Below are 15,379 nucleotides of genomic sequence, written 5' to 3' on the forward strand. Positions count from 1 at the left end.
TGCATTAGCGTGACAGTAACATGAGTAAAATAGCGCACTTATCTAGACCTGTATGTAATTAAACAAAGGGTTCAACAACTCATTTTAATATTTCATAGGGGGTACGCAATAATGGTAGTAGATTTTAAAAATGAACCAGGAATTGATTTTTCTGTTCAAACGAATGTAGATAAATTTAAAGAGACTTTAAAAGCAGTAGAAGGTCAATTAGGTCAAAGTATTCCATTAGTCATTAATGGAGAAAAGATAGATAAAAAAGATCAATTTGAATCTATAAATCCAGCTAATACTTCTCAAACTATTGCTAAAGTTTCAAAAGCAACAAAAGAAGATGTTGAAAAAGCATTTCAATCTGCTAACGAAGCATACCAGACATGGAAAAAATGGTCTCATAAAGATCGTGCTGAATTAATGTTACGTGTTGCTGCAATTATTCGTCGTCGCAAAGAAGAAATTTCTGCTGTTATGGTTTATGAAGCGGGTAAACCATGGGATGAAGCAGTAGGCGATGCGGCTGAGGGTATTGATTTTATTGAATACTATGCACGTTCAATGATGGATTTAGCTGATGGTAAACCGGTTTTAGATAGAGAAGGAGAACATAACAAATACTTCTATAAATCTATAGGAACAGGTGTTACAATTCCACCTTGGAACTTCCCATTTGCAATTATGGCTGGAACAACATTAGCACCAGTTGTAGCAGGTAATACTGTTTTATTAAAACCAGCAGAAGATACGCCGTTAACTGCTTATAAATTAATAGAAATCCTAGAAGAAGCAGGTTTACCAAAAGGTGTAGTTAACTTTGTACCAGGAGATCCTAAAGAAATTGGTGACTACTTAGTAGATCATAAAGACACACACTTTGTCACATTTACTGGTTCAAGAGCAACAGGTACACGTATTTATGAAAGAAGTGCAGTCGTTCAAGAAGGACAAACATTCTTAAAACGCGTTATCGCTGAAATGGGCGGTAAAGATGCTATCGTTGTCGATGAAAATGTTGATACAGATTTAGCAGCAGAATCAATTGTAACATCAGCATTTGGATTTGCAGGTCAAAAATGTTCTGCATGTTCAAGAGCAATTGTGCATCAAAATGTTTATGATGAGGTATTAGAAAAAGCTGTTAAATTAACTAAAGAATTATCTTTAGGAGACACAACAGGCAATACATTTGTAGGACCAGTAATTAATCAAAAACAATTTGATAAAATCAAAAATTATATCGAAATTGGTAAAGAAGAAGGTAAATTAGAACAAGGTGGAGGCACTGATGATTCTACTGGATATTTCATTGAGCCAACTATTTTCTCTGGCTTGAAATCTTCAGACCGAATTATGCAAGAAGAAATCTTCGGCCCAGTTGTTGGATTTGTTAAAGTAAAAGATTTTGATGAAGCGATTGATGTTGCTAATGATACTGACTATGGTTTAACTGGTGCAGTAATTACTAATAATCGTGAACACTGGATTAAAGCTGTAAATGAATACGATGTAGGTAACTTATACTTAAATCGTGGATGTACAGCAGCAGTTGTTGGATATCATCCATTTGGTGGATTCAAAATGTCAGGTACTGACGCTAAAACAGGTAGCCCAGACTACTTATTAAACTTCTTAGAACAAAAAGTTGTATCTGAAATGTTCTAATACAAAATAAAGTAATAGTCAAAGACGTTGTGTAAGTCTATCTCAGATTTATGCAACGTTTTTTTATGAATTCAAGTGCAAAATTAATTTTATAAATATTAAGAAAAGATTGATGAAATATTAATTTTACAGAAAAATGATTAAAACATTTAAATAGTGATATATACTCAATAAGAACTTTTAAATATAAGGCTATTGGGAGGATTTAATCATGAAGGGTAGTAAGAAACTAAATCAATTATTAGAAGATAATGAAAAGAAATTAAAAAAGCTTTTTAAATACGATAAGAAAGAATCTTTGTCATTTACAAAAGAAGATAGAGAAAAAGTTGAAGATCAATATGGAGTTTATGTCATTTTCGATGGTAAGAAACCTATATTTGTTGGTCAAACAGGTGGTAATGCGACAGGTTATAAACCAATTCAAAAAGATTTAAATACAAAATTAGCTCAATATAATTCTAAATCTGATAGTGGTACAACTAAATTCAGAAAAGAACTTGCTAAAAATAAAAATGCAGATACTTCTGAACTAAAAGAAATGACTGCTGAAAATTATGGTTTAACATTCCAATATATTAAAGTTAAAGGGGAACCCGCTTTTATTAATATTTTAGAAATTCTTGCTTTAGAATATGCTAAAGAAAAGGAAATTAAACTTTATAACTTTGCTTAATTAAACAATGACAGCGTCTTATTAATTTAGGCGCTGTCATTTTACTTTTAAATTACTTTAAGTATGTGAATTATTTTTTTCTTTAATATATCGTTTATGATAATATCTAGATAATTTCACATCATGTATAAATGCAATAACAGGTCTTGCTGTCATTTGAATACTACCAATTACAAATAATATCGTACCCAAAGTCATAGTTGCATCACTAAAAAAGAAAAAGCTTCCTACCAAAAATACTAATCCCAAAATAATATCATTAATTTGATATATTGCTTTATAAAAATTGGTAATTTGATTAGCATGATCTTGTGTAGCTAGATCATATTTTTGATTATTAGTGTTTAAATGTAAGTCGACACTGTTTTTATTGTTGTGGTGGGTAAACATAGGTAAACCTCCTTTAAATTCATATCATCAAATACCCTTATAATAATTAATGAAACGCATGAGTTACTATAAAGAAAGGAATGAGTCTAATGGAATATAAAACTTATTATGATTCACCAGTCGGGTTATTAGAACTTGTTAGCGATGGCGAATATCTTACACATGTACTCTATCAAAACCAACAATTAGAAAATGGTCGAGTTGAAAAAGATGATTTAGAAGTATTTCAATTAACTAAAGAATGGCTTGATGCTTATTTTAAAGGGTATGTTCCAAACTTAAATATTCCTACTAAACCTCAGGGTACTGAGTTTCAACAATTTGTATGGCAAGAACTCGAAAAAATTGAATACGGGGAATTAACAACTTACGGAGATATAGCTCAAAAAGTAGCAACACGAATGAATAAAGACAAAATGTCAGCTCAGGCAGTTGGTGGTGCAGTTGGAAGTAATCCGATATCTATTATTATTCCATGTCATAGAGTTGTCGCTAAAAATGGAAGTCTTACAGGATATGGTGGAACAATCAAAAACAAAGTAAAATTATTAGAAACTGAAAAAGTAGACATGAGTCATTTATTTGTACCAAAACATAGTACTAAACCATAAAAATATGTAATTTTTGAGCATTGAATATAAAGATAGCACTAAGATGATTTTCTTCCTAATCATCTTAGTGCTATTATTTTGGAATTTGTATTCCAGTATGGTTTATAGTTTATTATTTTGGAACGTGGTATTCACGAATATTGTCGTTAATAGCTTCTAAATAGAAGATAGATTGATCATTGTCTACTGCATCTTGTTGTGCGTCAAATTCTAAATTATCAAAGCGATTGAAGAAGTTTTCATATTCTTCTACTGAAACTTCTTGTCGTTTTTCTAGAGCAGATTGATGACCTTTAGTATCTAATTGATTTTGATAGCCATCAACGACAGTAGCACTAAAGAACTCACCAACAGAACCTGAACCATAACTAAATAGTCCGATTGTTTGTCCGCTAGAAAGGTCATGATTTTCTAATAATGATATAAGACTTAAATATAAAGAACCTGTGTAAATATTACCTACATAACGGTTATAATAAACGGCATCTTCATAACCTGTTCTTAAACGTTCTTGTGTTGTTTCATCTGCTTCATCGATAATTGATTCTAAAGCTTTTTTACCCATTTTTGTAAATGGAACATGGAAACATAGTGATTCGAAATCAGCTAGCGATTTATTTTCACGTTTTGAATATTCATCCCAGCTATGTTGGAATGAACGGATATATGCATCTTTTGATAATGCACCATCAACAAGTGGATATGCTAGTCCAGATGGTCTCCAGAAATCATAGACATCTTCAGTATATGCTACAGCATCATCATTTAATTGTAAAAGGCTAGGATTATGAGTAATCATCATTGCCACGGCACCAGCACCTTGAGTAGGTTCACCACCAGATTGTAAACCGTAACGTGCAGTATCACTTGCGATAACTAATACTTTTTCTTCTGGACGATTTGCTAGATAATCTTTAGCTAATTGAATTGCAGGTGTAGCAGCATAGCACGCTTCTTTCATTTCAAAACAACGTGCAAAAGGTTGAATGCCTAGTAAATTGTGGACTTGAACAGCTGCAGCTTTTGCAGAGTCAATTGCAGATTCAGTCGCTACAATAACCATACCGATTTTCTTTTTATCTTCGTCTGTTATAATATCTTTAGCTGCATTAGCGGCCATAGAGACGATATCTTGGTTTACAGGACTTACAGCCATTTTAGTTTGGCCAATTCCAATTAAAAATTTATTTGGATCAACTTGGCGTGCTTCAGCAAGCTTAGCCATGTCTACATAAAATTTTGGTACATAAAAGTTTATTTTATCTATACCTATGTTCATAAGGGTTACATCCTTTCAGTTTTAAAAGTAGCATTAGTATCATACCAAAATAATTTAATGATATACAATGAATATAACAGATTTTGATATGAATGTATAACAGTTATGTAAGCGTTTTAATAATTGCGTTAAATAGCCTGTTATTAATATATAAATTTAAAAAATAGCAAAAGATATTGTTACAAATACAGAGATTTTTAGAATATAAAACAAGTAACTTTTACAAAGAAAACTTTAATTGTTTTATAATGGTAATAAGTTTTGTTTTATTTGAATATATAGAATTAAAATAGATAATTCATAGTGAAAAAAGGAGAAAAAATATGCAAAATTTGGATAAAGGATTTCGTCATTTATCGAGAGAAGATAAATTAAAACAATTAGAAGAATATGGTTGGTTATCTAGCGAAAATCATGATATTTTGTTAAATCATCCACTAATAGATGAAGATATTGCTAATAGTTTAATTGAAAATGTGATTGGCCAAGGTACATTGCCCGTTGGATTATTACCTGAAATTATCGTTGATGAACAACCTTACGTTGTGCCAATGATGGTGGAAGAACCATCAGTAGTTGCTGCTGCAAGTTATGGTGCAAAGCTAGTAAATCAAACTGGTGGATTTAAAACAGTGTCAAGCCAACGTTTAATGATCGGACAAATTGTATTTGATGGTGTTGAAGATACTGAAGCTTTGGCACAGGCGATTCAAAATAAAGAAGAACAAATACACCAAATTGCAGATGAAGCCTATCCATCTATTAAAGCAAGAGGTGGAGGTTATCAAAAGATTGACATAGATACGTTTCCAGAACAGCAACTGTTATCATTGAAAGTATTTGTAGATACAAAAGATGCAATGGGTGCTAACATGTTAAATACAATATTAGAGGCCATTACAGCACATTTAAAAAATGAATTTCCAGATAAAGACGTATTAATGAGCATATTATCTAATCATGCCACTGCATCTGTTGTCAAAGTACAAGGAGAAATAGACGTTAACGATTTAACTAAAGGTGGTAGAGAAGGTGCGGAAGTAGCACAAAGAATGGAACGTGCGTCTGTATTAGCACAAGTAGATATACACAGAGCTGCTACACACAATAAAGGTGTTATGAATGGTATTCATGCAGTTGTTTTAGCAACTGGTAACGATACGCGTGGTGCAGAAGCGAGTGCGCATGCATACGCTAGCCGTGATGGTCAATATCGTGGTATAGCAACGTGGGAGTATGATTCAGATCGCCAACGATTAATAGGAACAATAGAAGTGCCGATGACTTTAGCTATTGTTGGTGGTGGTACAAAAGTATTACCAATTGCTAAAGCTTCACTTGATTTACTAAATGTCAAAACTGCACAAGAGCTAGGTCATGTTGTTGCAGCGGTTGGATTAGCACAAAACTTTTCTGCGTGTCGCGCATTAGTGTCTGAAGGAATTCAACAAGGTCATATGAGCTTACAATATAAATCATTAGCAATTATCGTAGGTGCTAAAGGCGATGAAATTGCACAAGTTGCTGATGCACTTAAACAAGAAGAACAAGCCAATTCAGCAAAAGCAAAAGAAATTTTAGAACAATTACGTCAAAATTCTTAAACTAAAAAAACGACATGGTACGCATTAAGTTGCATATGCCATGTCGTTTTTTATTTAATAGATGTAATTATAATGTCGAGCAGATGATTTTCCTATAATTCTCGTTCCATAATTATATGGACGATTATAGTTATATTCTGATATTTTTATATTTCCATTGCTATAAATTTTCTCAACAACAGCAACATGACCGTAGTAACCTGCAGTAGATTGCATTACCGCATAACGTCTAGGAGTATGACCAGTAGCATAGCCTGAACGTCTTGCATTTGAATACCAGTTCTTCGCATTGCCCCAACGATTAGATATAGGTTTACCTAATTGTGCGCGTCTTTGATAAGCCCACCAAGTGCATTGACCTTTATTATAATAATTTTTATATGAAGCTGCTTCTGACACATGTGTCTGTTCAGCTGTTTGATAAGTTATAGTCCCTGTTAACAAGATTCCAGTAGCGATTATGACACGAGATAATAATTTTTTTAGTTTCATTTTTTCTCCCAAAAATCGTTTTTTATTTAGTAACCGTATTCATAATAGATGTAAAAAAGGTAGAATACAATATTAGAAATGAATTATACAAGGAACTGTAATGTTACTGAAATATAAATAGGGTATTTGTAATAATATTTTATACTTTCATGTAAGTTTCATGTTTTACTCTTATGAATAGAAAGTATATAAGTTCAAATAAAAAAGCCATCAACAAAGCACGAAACTTTGTCGACAGCATTAACAGTATATAAATAAATTTAACATTTCTAAATAAAAGCATAAATTGGCAGTAGATGACTGAATTGAAATGTACTTATTAAAAGCTTTTTCAATTCTAGTCATCTTTACTGGGGCGGGACTACGAAAAAATTTCTGTCCCGCTCACCTCGAGATGATAGACTTCCATGTATTCTTATGTTAGATAAATGCTAAATAACAATTAACATAGATCATACATTAGTGAATTGGTTGAAGACTGACAATGCTCTTTTAACAATAGTCATTGATAAGTCTTCAGGACACGGATTAGTTCGAAAATATGACAATATTTCACTTTGGCTCTTCACTTGTCTAGGAAAATTGTTATCTTGATTAATCCAATCAACCAATTCGCCTAATGGTGTGTCATCACCAAGAAAATTTTGCATAAATTCGTAAAAGCTCAATTCCTCACCTCGAATAATCATTTTGAGCCAAAGCATATTATAACACAATTATCTATTAATATTAATGTGAAAAAACCAATATAAAAACCAATATAAAAGCCAATATAAAAGCCAATATAAAAGCCAATATAAGAGCTGAAATACTTAAACCACATTAAAACAAAAGCGATAATGTATAATAATAGGAACAAACTTTTTGAGTAGGTGACATTAGTGGATATTAAACATATGAAATATTTTGTAGAGGTTGTGAAACAAGGTGGTATGACAAATGCTTCAAAGTTTTTATATATTGCTCAACCTACGATTAGTAAAGCTATTAAAGATATTGAAGACGAAATGGCAGTACCATTGTTCGATAGAGGAAAGAGGCAACTTGTTTTAACTGATGCTGGCAAAATCTTTTTCAATAAAAGCAAAGAGATTATCTCCTTATATGAAAATTTACCGTCAGAAATCAGTAGTTTATATGGTTTAGAAACCGGTCATATTAACATTGGTTTATCAGCAGTGATGAATATGGAGACTATAATAGGTATGATAGGAGACTTTCATCTTCAATTCCCTAATGTGACATTTAACTTTGTTGAACACGGTGGAAAATCAATTGAACAACAAATTTTAAATGATGAATTAGATTTAGGAATAACGACACTTCCTGTCGATCATCAATATTTTGAAGCTCTGTCATTTAATAAGGAATCGTTGTGTGTCGTATTAAACCAAAACCATCCATTAGCCAAGTATCAAAATATTAAAATTAAAGATTTAGCTAACGAAGACTTTATCTTATTTAATGATGACTTTTACTTAAATGATAAAATTATAGAAATAACTAAAAATGCCGGTTTTATACCCAATATGGTTTCTCAAATATCTCAATGGAATGTGATTGAAAATCTTATCAGTAATAGATTAGGGATAAGTATTTTGCCACTTTCTATTACTCAATTGATGAACAAAAATGTATGTGCCATTAATATTGAAGATGCAAATGTAGAGTGGGAACTAGGACTAGTATGGAAAAAGGATAAACGTCTTAGTTATGCGACTAATAAATGGATAGAATATTTAAGAGATAGATTAACCTAACATAAATTTCCTTAAAATATTCATATGACTTAAAATTTTAACATTTATAATAATAGAATTAATCTTTACAAAAGAAAACGCTTTCATATATTTGAGGAATGTTTAGTATTCGAAAAATGTATTTTAATAATAGAAAAAGGAAGACTATAATTATAAATATCACTAAAAAATTGTTGTAACAATTTAGACAAATTTTTTAGAAGGGAAAGATAGCATGCATAAGGTGAGAGATTTCATACATCTTATTGTACAACTCGTACTTATTTTAATTATTTCATTCATCGGTACCGAAGTGCAGCGCTTATTACACATCCCTTTAGCAGGTAGTATTGTAGGTCTCATCATTTTTTACCTATTATTACAGTTCAAAATAATTCCTGTATCGTGGGTGAATGAAGGTGCAGACTTCCTATTAAAAACGATGGTGTTTTTCTTTATTCCATCTGTTGTCGGCGTTATGGATGTAGTATCAGACATTACGCTTAACTATCTATTGTTCTTTTTAATTATTATTTTAGGAACATGTTTAGTAGCATTATCCTCAGGCTATATCGCTGAAAAATTGGTGAACAGAAAAGATATAGGAAAAGGGATGGATGAGTTATGAATAACATATTACAAGCAGCAGTTATGATAATTATAACGATTGTGGTATATGTTATTTCTAAAAAACTGCAAGACAAATATAAAAATCCATTTCTTAATCCAGCATTAATTGCATCAATTATCATTATAGCGATACTTCTTATGTTTGATATTAGTTATAAAGGATACATGAAAGGTGGAGAATGGATAAATCATATATTAAACGCAACGGTCGTTTGTTTGGCTTATCCACTCTATCAAAACAGACATAAGATAAAGAAATACCTTTTTGTGATTTTCACGAGCGTGTTAACTGGTGTAATACTTAATTTTATGTTAGTATACGTAACGTTGAAAATCTTCGGCTATTCAAAAGAAACGATTGTTACTATGTTGCCAAGGTCTATCACAGCAGCTGTTGGGATAGAAGTTTCTAACGAACTTGGCGGCACAGATACAATGACTGTACTTTTTATAATAGCTACAGGGTTAATAGGCAGTATTCTAGGTTCAATGCTATTGCGTATGGGAGGCTTTAAATCTTCAATCGCGAGAGGCTTAACATATGGTAACGCTTCTCACGCTTTCGGTACAGCAAAAGCACTAGAATTAGATATAGAATCAGGCGCATTTAGTTCGATTGGTATGATATTAACTGCAGTAATCAGTTCGATTTTAATACCAATACTTATTTTATTGTTCTATTAAAGGGAAGAAACTCATATAAATAGAAAGGGAGGCTATTTGGAAAAATGGCAAAAATCAAAGCAAATGAAGCATTAGTTAAAGCATTAGAAGCATGGGACATCGATCACTTATATGGTATACCAGGAGACTCAATCGACGCAGTAGTTGACTCATTACGTACAGTAAGAGACTCATTTAAATTCTACCACGTACGTCACGAAGAAGTAGCAAGTTTAGCTGCTGGTAGTTATACAAGAATTACAGGTAAAATCGGAGTAGCATTAAGTATTGGTGGACCTGGTTTAATCCACTTATTAAATGGTATGTATGACGCTAAAATGGATAGCGTTCCTCAATTAGTTATTTCTGGTCAAACAAATAGTGATAAATTAGGTACTGGTGCTTTCCAAGAAACTAATTTATCTAAATTATGTGAAGATGTAGCTGTTTATAACCACCAAATTCAAAAAGGCGACAACGTATTTGAAATCATTAATGAAGCGATTCGTACAGCTTATGAGCAAAAAGGTGTAGCAGTAATCATCTGTCCAAATGACTTATTAACTCAACAAATTAAAGACACTACTAACAAACCAGTAAATACAACTAAACCTAAAGCAATTGCACCTAAATTCAAAAACATCAAAAAAGCTGCTAAATTAATCAATAAAAGTAAAAAACCAGTTGTTCTTTTCGGTGTTGGTGCACAGCATGCTAAAGATGAATTACGTGAATTTATAGAAATGGCTAAAATCCCAGCTATTCATTCATTACCAGCAAAAGCAATCCTTGCTGATGATCATCCATACAACTTAGGTAACTTAGGACAAATCGGTACTAAAGTATCATATCAAACAATCCAAGATGCAGATCTTTTAATTATGATTGGTACTAACTTCCCATTCGTTAAATATTTACCTAAGAAAAATATTAAAGCAATCCAAATTGATACTAATGAAGCACATATTAGTCACCGTTTCGATATCAACGTTGGTATCTTAGGAGACGCTAAAATTGCATTAGAACAATTAAGCGAAAACATTAAACACGTTGCTAAACGTCCATTCTTAGACAAAACTTTAGAACGTAAAGCAGTATGGGATAAATGGATGGAACAAGATTTAAATAATAATAATTCACCATTACGTCCAGAACGTTTAATGAAAGCTATCAATGACAACTTAAAAGACGATGCTATTGTTTCAGCAGACGTTGGTACTTCAACAGTATGGTCAACTCGTTATTTAAACTTAGGTGTAAATAACAAATTTATGATCTCAAGTTGGTTAGGTACTATGGGTTGTGCACTTCCAGGTGCTATGGCAGCTAAAGTTGCTTACCCAGACCGTCAATCAGTAGCAATTGCAGGGGATGGCGCATTCCAAATGGTAATGCAAGACTTTGCAACTGCAGTTCAATACGACTTACCATTAACAATTTTCGTATTAAACAACAAACAATTAGCGTTCATTAAATATGAACAACAAGCTGCTGGTGAATTAGAATATGCCATTGATTTCTCTGATATGGATCATGCTAAATTCGCTGAAGCTGCTGGCGGTAAAGGTTATACAGTTAAAGACGCTAGTCGTTTAGATGATATTGTTGAAGAAGCAATGTCACAAAACGTTCCAACTATCGTTGATGTACATGTTGACCCTAATGCTGCACCATTACCAGGTAAAATTGTTAACTCAGAAGCACTTGGTTATGGTAAATGGGCATACAGATCAATTACTGAAGATAAACATTTAGACTTTGATCAAATCCCACCAATCTCAGTAGCAACAAAACGTTTCTTATAATATAGATTCTATAAATCTCAACCAACTCGTTTTGGTTGAGATTTTTTTAAAATAAACTATTGTAAACGCTTCAGCTAATGTGTATACTATATTTAAATTAAAAATAACATTTGCGTGTTACTGGTGATGCAGGCATGAGCAAACATTTGGCCATTTATTATGGTCTTGTTTGTTCATGTCTTTTTTTATGTACATGTAAATGACTACAATATGAGAGGAATGTTTTTATATGTTTAAAAAGCTCTTTGGGCAATTGCAACGTATAGGTAAAGCGTTAATGTTACCTGTGGCAATTTTACCAGCAGCTGGGATTTTACTTGCATTTGGGAATGCAATGCACAATGAACAGTTAGTCAAAATTGCGCCTTGGTTAACAAATAATGTCTTTGTTATGATTTCTTCTATTATGGAAGCAGCAGGACAAGTCATTTTTGACAACTTACCACTATTATTCGCAGTCGGTACAGCACTTGGATTAGCAGGAGGAGATGGTGTAGCAGCATTAGCAGCACTAGTTGGTTATTTAATTATGAATGCCACTATGGGTAAATATTTAAATATTACAATTGATGATATCTTCTCTTATGCAAAAGGTGCTAAAGAATTAAGTCAAGCTGCTAAACAACCTGAATTTGCGTTAGTGTTAGGTATCCCTACACTACAAACTGGTGTGTTTGGCGGTATTATCATGGGAGCCGTAGCCGCATGGTGTTATAACAAATACTATAATATTACGTTACCAGCATTTTTAGGATTCTTTGCAGGTAAACGTTTCGTCCCTATAGCAACATCTGTGGCCGCAATTATTGTTGGTATTGTATTAAGTTGGGTATGGCCACCTATTCAAACAGGTTTAAATGATTTATCAAACTTCTTATTAACGAAAAACTTAGTATTAACAACATTTATTTTTGGTGTTATTGAACGTTCACTAATTCCATTTGGTTTGCATCATATTTTCTATGCACCATTCTGGTTCGAGTTCGGACATTATACAAACCATGCTGGTGAATTGGTTCGTGGTGACCAACGTATTTGGATGGCTCAATTAAAAGACGGTGTACCATTTACTGCTGGTACATTTACTACTGGTAAATATCCATTTATGATGTTTGGTTTACCAGCTGCAGCATTTGCTATTTATAAAAATGCTCGTCCAGAACGTAAAAAAATTGTTGGTGGTTTGATGCTATCAGCAGGATTAACATCATTCTTAACAGGTATTACAGAACCACTTGAGTTCTCATTCTTATTTGTAGCGCCATTGTTATATGCAATCCACGTTGTATTAGCAGGTTCTTCATTCTTAATTATGCATTTATTAGGTGTGAAAATTGGTATGACATTCTCTGGTGGATTCATAGACTATGTATTATTCGGATTATTAAACTGGCATAGAACAAATGCGTTATTAGTTATTCCAGTAGGTATCGTATATGCACTGGTTTATTATTTCTTATTCGATTTTGCTATCAGAAAGTTCAATTTAAAAACGCCTGGTAGAGAAGATAAAGAACAAGAAGTCAGAAATTCAAGTGTGGCTAAATTACCATTTGATGTATTAGATGCAATGGGTGGTAAAGAGAATATTAAACATTTAGATGCTTGTATCACTCGTTTACGTGTTGAAGTTAATGATAAAGCAAAAGTAGACGTACCAGGACTAAAAGCATTAGGTGCTTCTGGTGTACTTGAAGTTGGTAATAACATGCAAGCTATTTTTGGTCCAAAATCAGATCAAATTAAACATGATATGGCAAAAATCATGAGTGGTGAAATTACTAAACCAAGTGAAACAACTGTCACTGAAGAAGATTCAGAAGAACCAGTACACGTAGAAAATATTGCTGAAACTGAAATCTATGCGCCAGGTGTTGGACAAATTATTCCATTATCTGAAGTACCTGATAAAGTATTCTCTGAAAAAATGATGGGAGACGGTATTGGATTTATCCCTGAAAAAGGTGAAATCGTTGCGCCATTTGACGGTACAGTGAAGACAATATTCCCAACAAAACATGCGATTGGATTAGAATCTGATACAGGAATTGAATTATTAATTCATATTGGTATAGATACAGTTAAGTTAAATGGAGAAGGTTTTGAAAGTTTAGTCAATGCGGATGAACCAGTGACTCAAGGTCAACCATTAATGAAAGTAAACTTAGCATATCTTAAAGAAAATGCACCAAGCATTGTGACACCATTAGTTATCACAAACTTGGATAACAAAACGTTAACAGTGGACGATATTAAAGATGTTGAGCCAAGTAAACGTATTATGAAAGTTAAATAATTAATAGAGATAAAGTATCAGGGATATAAAGTTCTTGGACAAGTGAAAATAGACAATTTCTATTGGAATAATATAGAAATTGTCTATTTTATTATTTTTTTAAGTAATTTAGTATGAAATTGCATATAAATACATAGTATTTATGGCAAGACTCCTGAGGGAACAGTACTAGTTGAAGACCTTAGAAATTCTCACAGATTTATCTGTGTAGTATTTCTGGCTGAAACTGTACCCTTGGAAAGCGAAGCCATACAATACGAAGTATTGGGTATAAAGAAAGCACTAAGATGATTAAAATAAATCATCTTAGTGCTATTATTTTAGGATTCATGTCACAGTCTATTTTATATCTAAAAGATTATGCTTCTGTAATATCATTTTCAATTAATAATTTAATCGCTTTATGGTCAGTAGCATTTCTAAATAAATCATATGCGTTTTCAATCTCGCTTAACTTACTATAGTGAGTAACGAGTTGTTCAGGTTGAATGATTTTACTTTTTAATGCTTCTAATAGTTCTTCTGTAGTATTACCTGAAACTAAACCAGTAGAGACATTGATATTTTTGATCCATAATTTGTCGATATCAAATTGAACTGGTAAACCGTGAACACCGACATTAGCAATTGTACCGTCGACGCCAATTAATTTTTGACATAAATCAAACGTTTGAGGAATACCTACAGCTTCAATAGCGACATCGACGCCGCGATGATTGAGCTCATAGACTTCTTTAATAGCTTGTTCAACATTACTAGAATTGATAGTATGCGTCGCGCCAAGTGATTTAGCAGTTTCCAAACGGTTATCATCTAAATCAATCATAATAATTTTTGATGGAGAATAGAATTGTGCAGTTAATAATGTAGCTAAACCGACTGGTCCAGCACCAACAATAGCTACAGTACTACCGGGTTTAACCTTTCCTTTTAATACACCAATCTCATAACCAGTTGGTAAAATATCTGAAAGCATAACTAAAGCTTCATCTGGTAATGAGTCAGGTGCGTGATATAACGAGTTATCTGCAAAAGGAACTTTAACATATTCTGCTTGTGTACCATTAATTAAATGTCCTAAAATCCATCCACCGTCATTTTCACAGTGTGCATAAATACCTTTTTTACAGTAATAGCATTTACCACAAGAAGATACTGCAGAGACAATGACTTTATCTCCAACTTTAAAGTTGTTCACATTAGATCCAACTGATTCAACAATACCGATACCTTCGTGACCAAGTGTTGTATTTTCAGGTACTTCTGGAGTATCACCTTTGATAATGTGTAAGTCTGTACCACAAATAGTCGTTTTGACCATTCTAATAATAGCGTCAGTACTTTCTGTAATGACTGGCTTTTCCTTATCAATTAACTTTGCTACACCAGGTTTTGAGTAATTATAGGCTTTCATAGGAATTCCTCCATTTTAATGTGAATGATTTCACATCTATTATACCATAATTTAAAATTTTTGAATTGTTTTCTATTAAAATAATGATTATAAATAATAGAATAATATAGTTATAAAAAAGAGA

The 15,379-nt window shown here is 32.5% G+C and carries 14 protein-coding genes; 9 read left to right on the top strand and 5 right to left on the bottom strand.

All coding sequences use genetic code 11. The features are described 5' to 3' along the window. The first annotated feature begins 111 nt into the window (after positions 1-111). A complete protein-coding gene (pruA, locus tag CD121_RS09030) occupies positions 112-1,656 on the top strand; it encodes an L-glutamate gamma-semialdehyde dehydrogenase (RefSeq protein ID WP_017636580.1) in 1,545 nt (514 codons plus the stop codon). 211 nt (positions 1,657-1,867) lie between these two features. Further along, positions 1,868-2,332: a hypothetical protein gene (locus CD121_RS09035; RefSeq protein WP_126567986.1), complete on the top strand. Its 465-nt coding sequence runs from the start codon at positions 1,868-1,870 to the stop codon at positions 2,330-2,332. A gap of 57 nt (positions 2,333-2,389) precedes the next feature. On the opposite strand, the gene CD121_RS09040 is transcribed toward CD121_RS09035, so the two are convergent. Next, positions 2,390-2,722 carry a YrhK family protein gene (locus tag CD121_RS09040; RefSeq protein WP_119622366.1) on the bottom strand — a complete coding sequence of 111 codons (333 nt, stop codon included), beginning with the start codon at positions 2,720-2,722 and terminating at the stop codon, positions 2,390-2,392. 89 nt (positions 2,723-2,811) lie between these two features. Between CD121_RS09040 and CD121_RS09045 the strand changes: the two genes are divergently transcribed. Next, positions 2,812-3,333: a methylated-DNA--[protein]-cysteine S-methyltransferase gene (locus tag CD121_RS09045; RefSeq protein ID WP_126567988.1), complete on the top strand. Its 522-nt coding sequence runs from the start codon at positions 2,812-2,814 to the stop codon at positions 3,331-3,333. Positions 3,334-3,445: 112 nt separating this feature from the next. Here the strand turns inward: CD121_RS09045 and CD121_RS09050 are convergent, their stop codons facing one another. Beyond that, entirely contained in the window at positions 3,446-4,612 is a 1,167-nt protein-coding gene (locus tag CD121_RS09050) for a hydroxymethylglutaryl-CoA synthase (RefSeq protein ID WP_126567991.1), read from the bottom strand. Between the two features lie 296 nt (positions 4,613-4,908). On the opposite strand from CD121_RS09050, the gene CD121_RS09055 reads away from it, so the two are divergent. After that, on the top strand, positions 4,909-6,216 hold the full coding sequence (locus tag CD121_RS09055; RefSeq protein ID WP_257214279.1) for a hydroxymethylglutaryl-CoA reductase, degradative: 1,308 nt from the start codon (positions 4,909-4,911) through the stop codon (positions 6,214-6,216). 54 nt (positions 6,217-6,270) lie between these two features. Here CD121_RS09055 and CD121_RS09060 read toward each other — a convergent pair whose 3' ends face one another. Together CD121_RS09060 and CD121_RS09065 are read right to left on the bottom strand one after the other, a co-directional pair. Then, complete coding sequence (locus CD121_RS09060; RefSeq protein WP_070453153.1) at positions 6,271-6,708, bottom strand: CHAP domain-containing protein; 438 nt, start codon at positions 6,706-6,708, stop codon at positions 6,271-6,273. Between the two features lie 452 nt (positions 6,709-7,160). Then, a complete protein-coding gene (locus tag CD121_RS09065; protein WP_002450133.1) occupies positions 7,161-7,376 on the bottom strand; it encodes a sterile alpha motif-like domain-containing protein in 216 nt (71 codons plus the stop codon). A gap of 213 nt (positions 7,377-7,589) precedes the next feature. On the opposite strand from CD121_RS09065, the gene cidR reads away from it, so the two are divergent. From cidR to ptsG, 5 genes are all read left to right on the top strand, one after another. Further along, entirely contained in the window at positions 7,590-8,468 is an 879-nt protein-coding gene (gene cidR / locus CD121_RS09070; RefSeq protein ID WP_119622363.1) for a cidABC operon transcriptional activator CidR, read from the top strand. Between the two features lie 214 nt (positions 8,469-8,682). Then, a complete protein-coding gene (locus tag CD121_RS09075; protein ID WP_017636571.1) occupies positions 8,683-9,075 on the top strand; it encodes a CidA/LrgA family protein in 393 nt (130 codons plus the stop codon). Continuing rightward, the gene (locus CD121_RS09080; RefSeq protein WP_017636570.1) at positions 9,072-9,761 is read left to right on the top strand and encodes an LrgB family protein; all 690 of its coding nucleotides are present in this window, start codon (positions 9,072-9,074) and stop codon (positions 9,759-9,761) included. Before CD121_RS09075 ends, CD121_RS09080 begins: the two co-directional genes overlap by 4 nt. A 44-nt stretch (positions 9,762-9,805) precedes the next feature. Beyond that, complete coding sequence (locus CD121_RS09085; RefSeq protein ID WP_126567994.1) at positions 9,806-11,545, top strand: pyruvate oxidase; 1,740 nt, start codon at positions 9,806-9,808, stop codon at positions 11,543-11,545. Between the two features lie 229 nt (positions 11,546-11,774). Then, entirely contained in the window at positions 11,775-13,841 is a 2,067-nt protein-coding gene (gene ptsG, locus CD121_RS09090; protein ID WP_029055995.1) for a glucose-specific PTS transporter subunit IIBC, read from the top strand. A 358-nt stretch (positions 13,842-14,199) separates the two neighbouring features. Here the strand turns inward: ptsG and CD121_RS09095 are convergent, their stop codons facing one another. Continuing rightward, positions 14,200-15,255, bottom strand: a complete 1,056-nt coding sequence (locus CD121_RS09095; protein ID WP_029056084.1) for a zinc-dependent alcohol dehydrogenase family protein — start codon at positions 15,253-15,255, stop codon at positions 14,200-14,202. Positions 15,256-15,379 lie beyond the last annotated feature (124 nt).

The sequence above is a fragment of the Staphylococcus pasteuri genome (genome assembly GCF_003970495.1).
In the GTDB taxonomy this organism is placed as follows: Bacteria; Bacillota; Bacilli; order Staphylococcales; family Staphylococcaceae; genus Staphylococcus; species Staphylococcus pasteuri.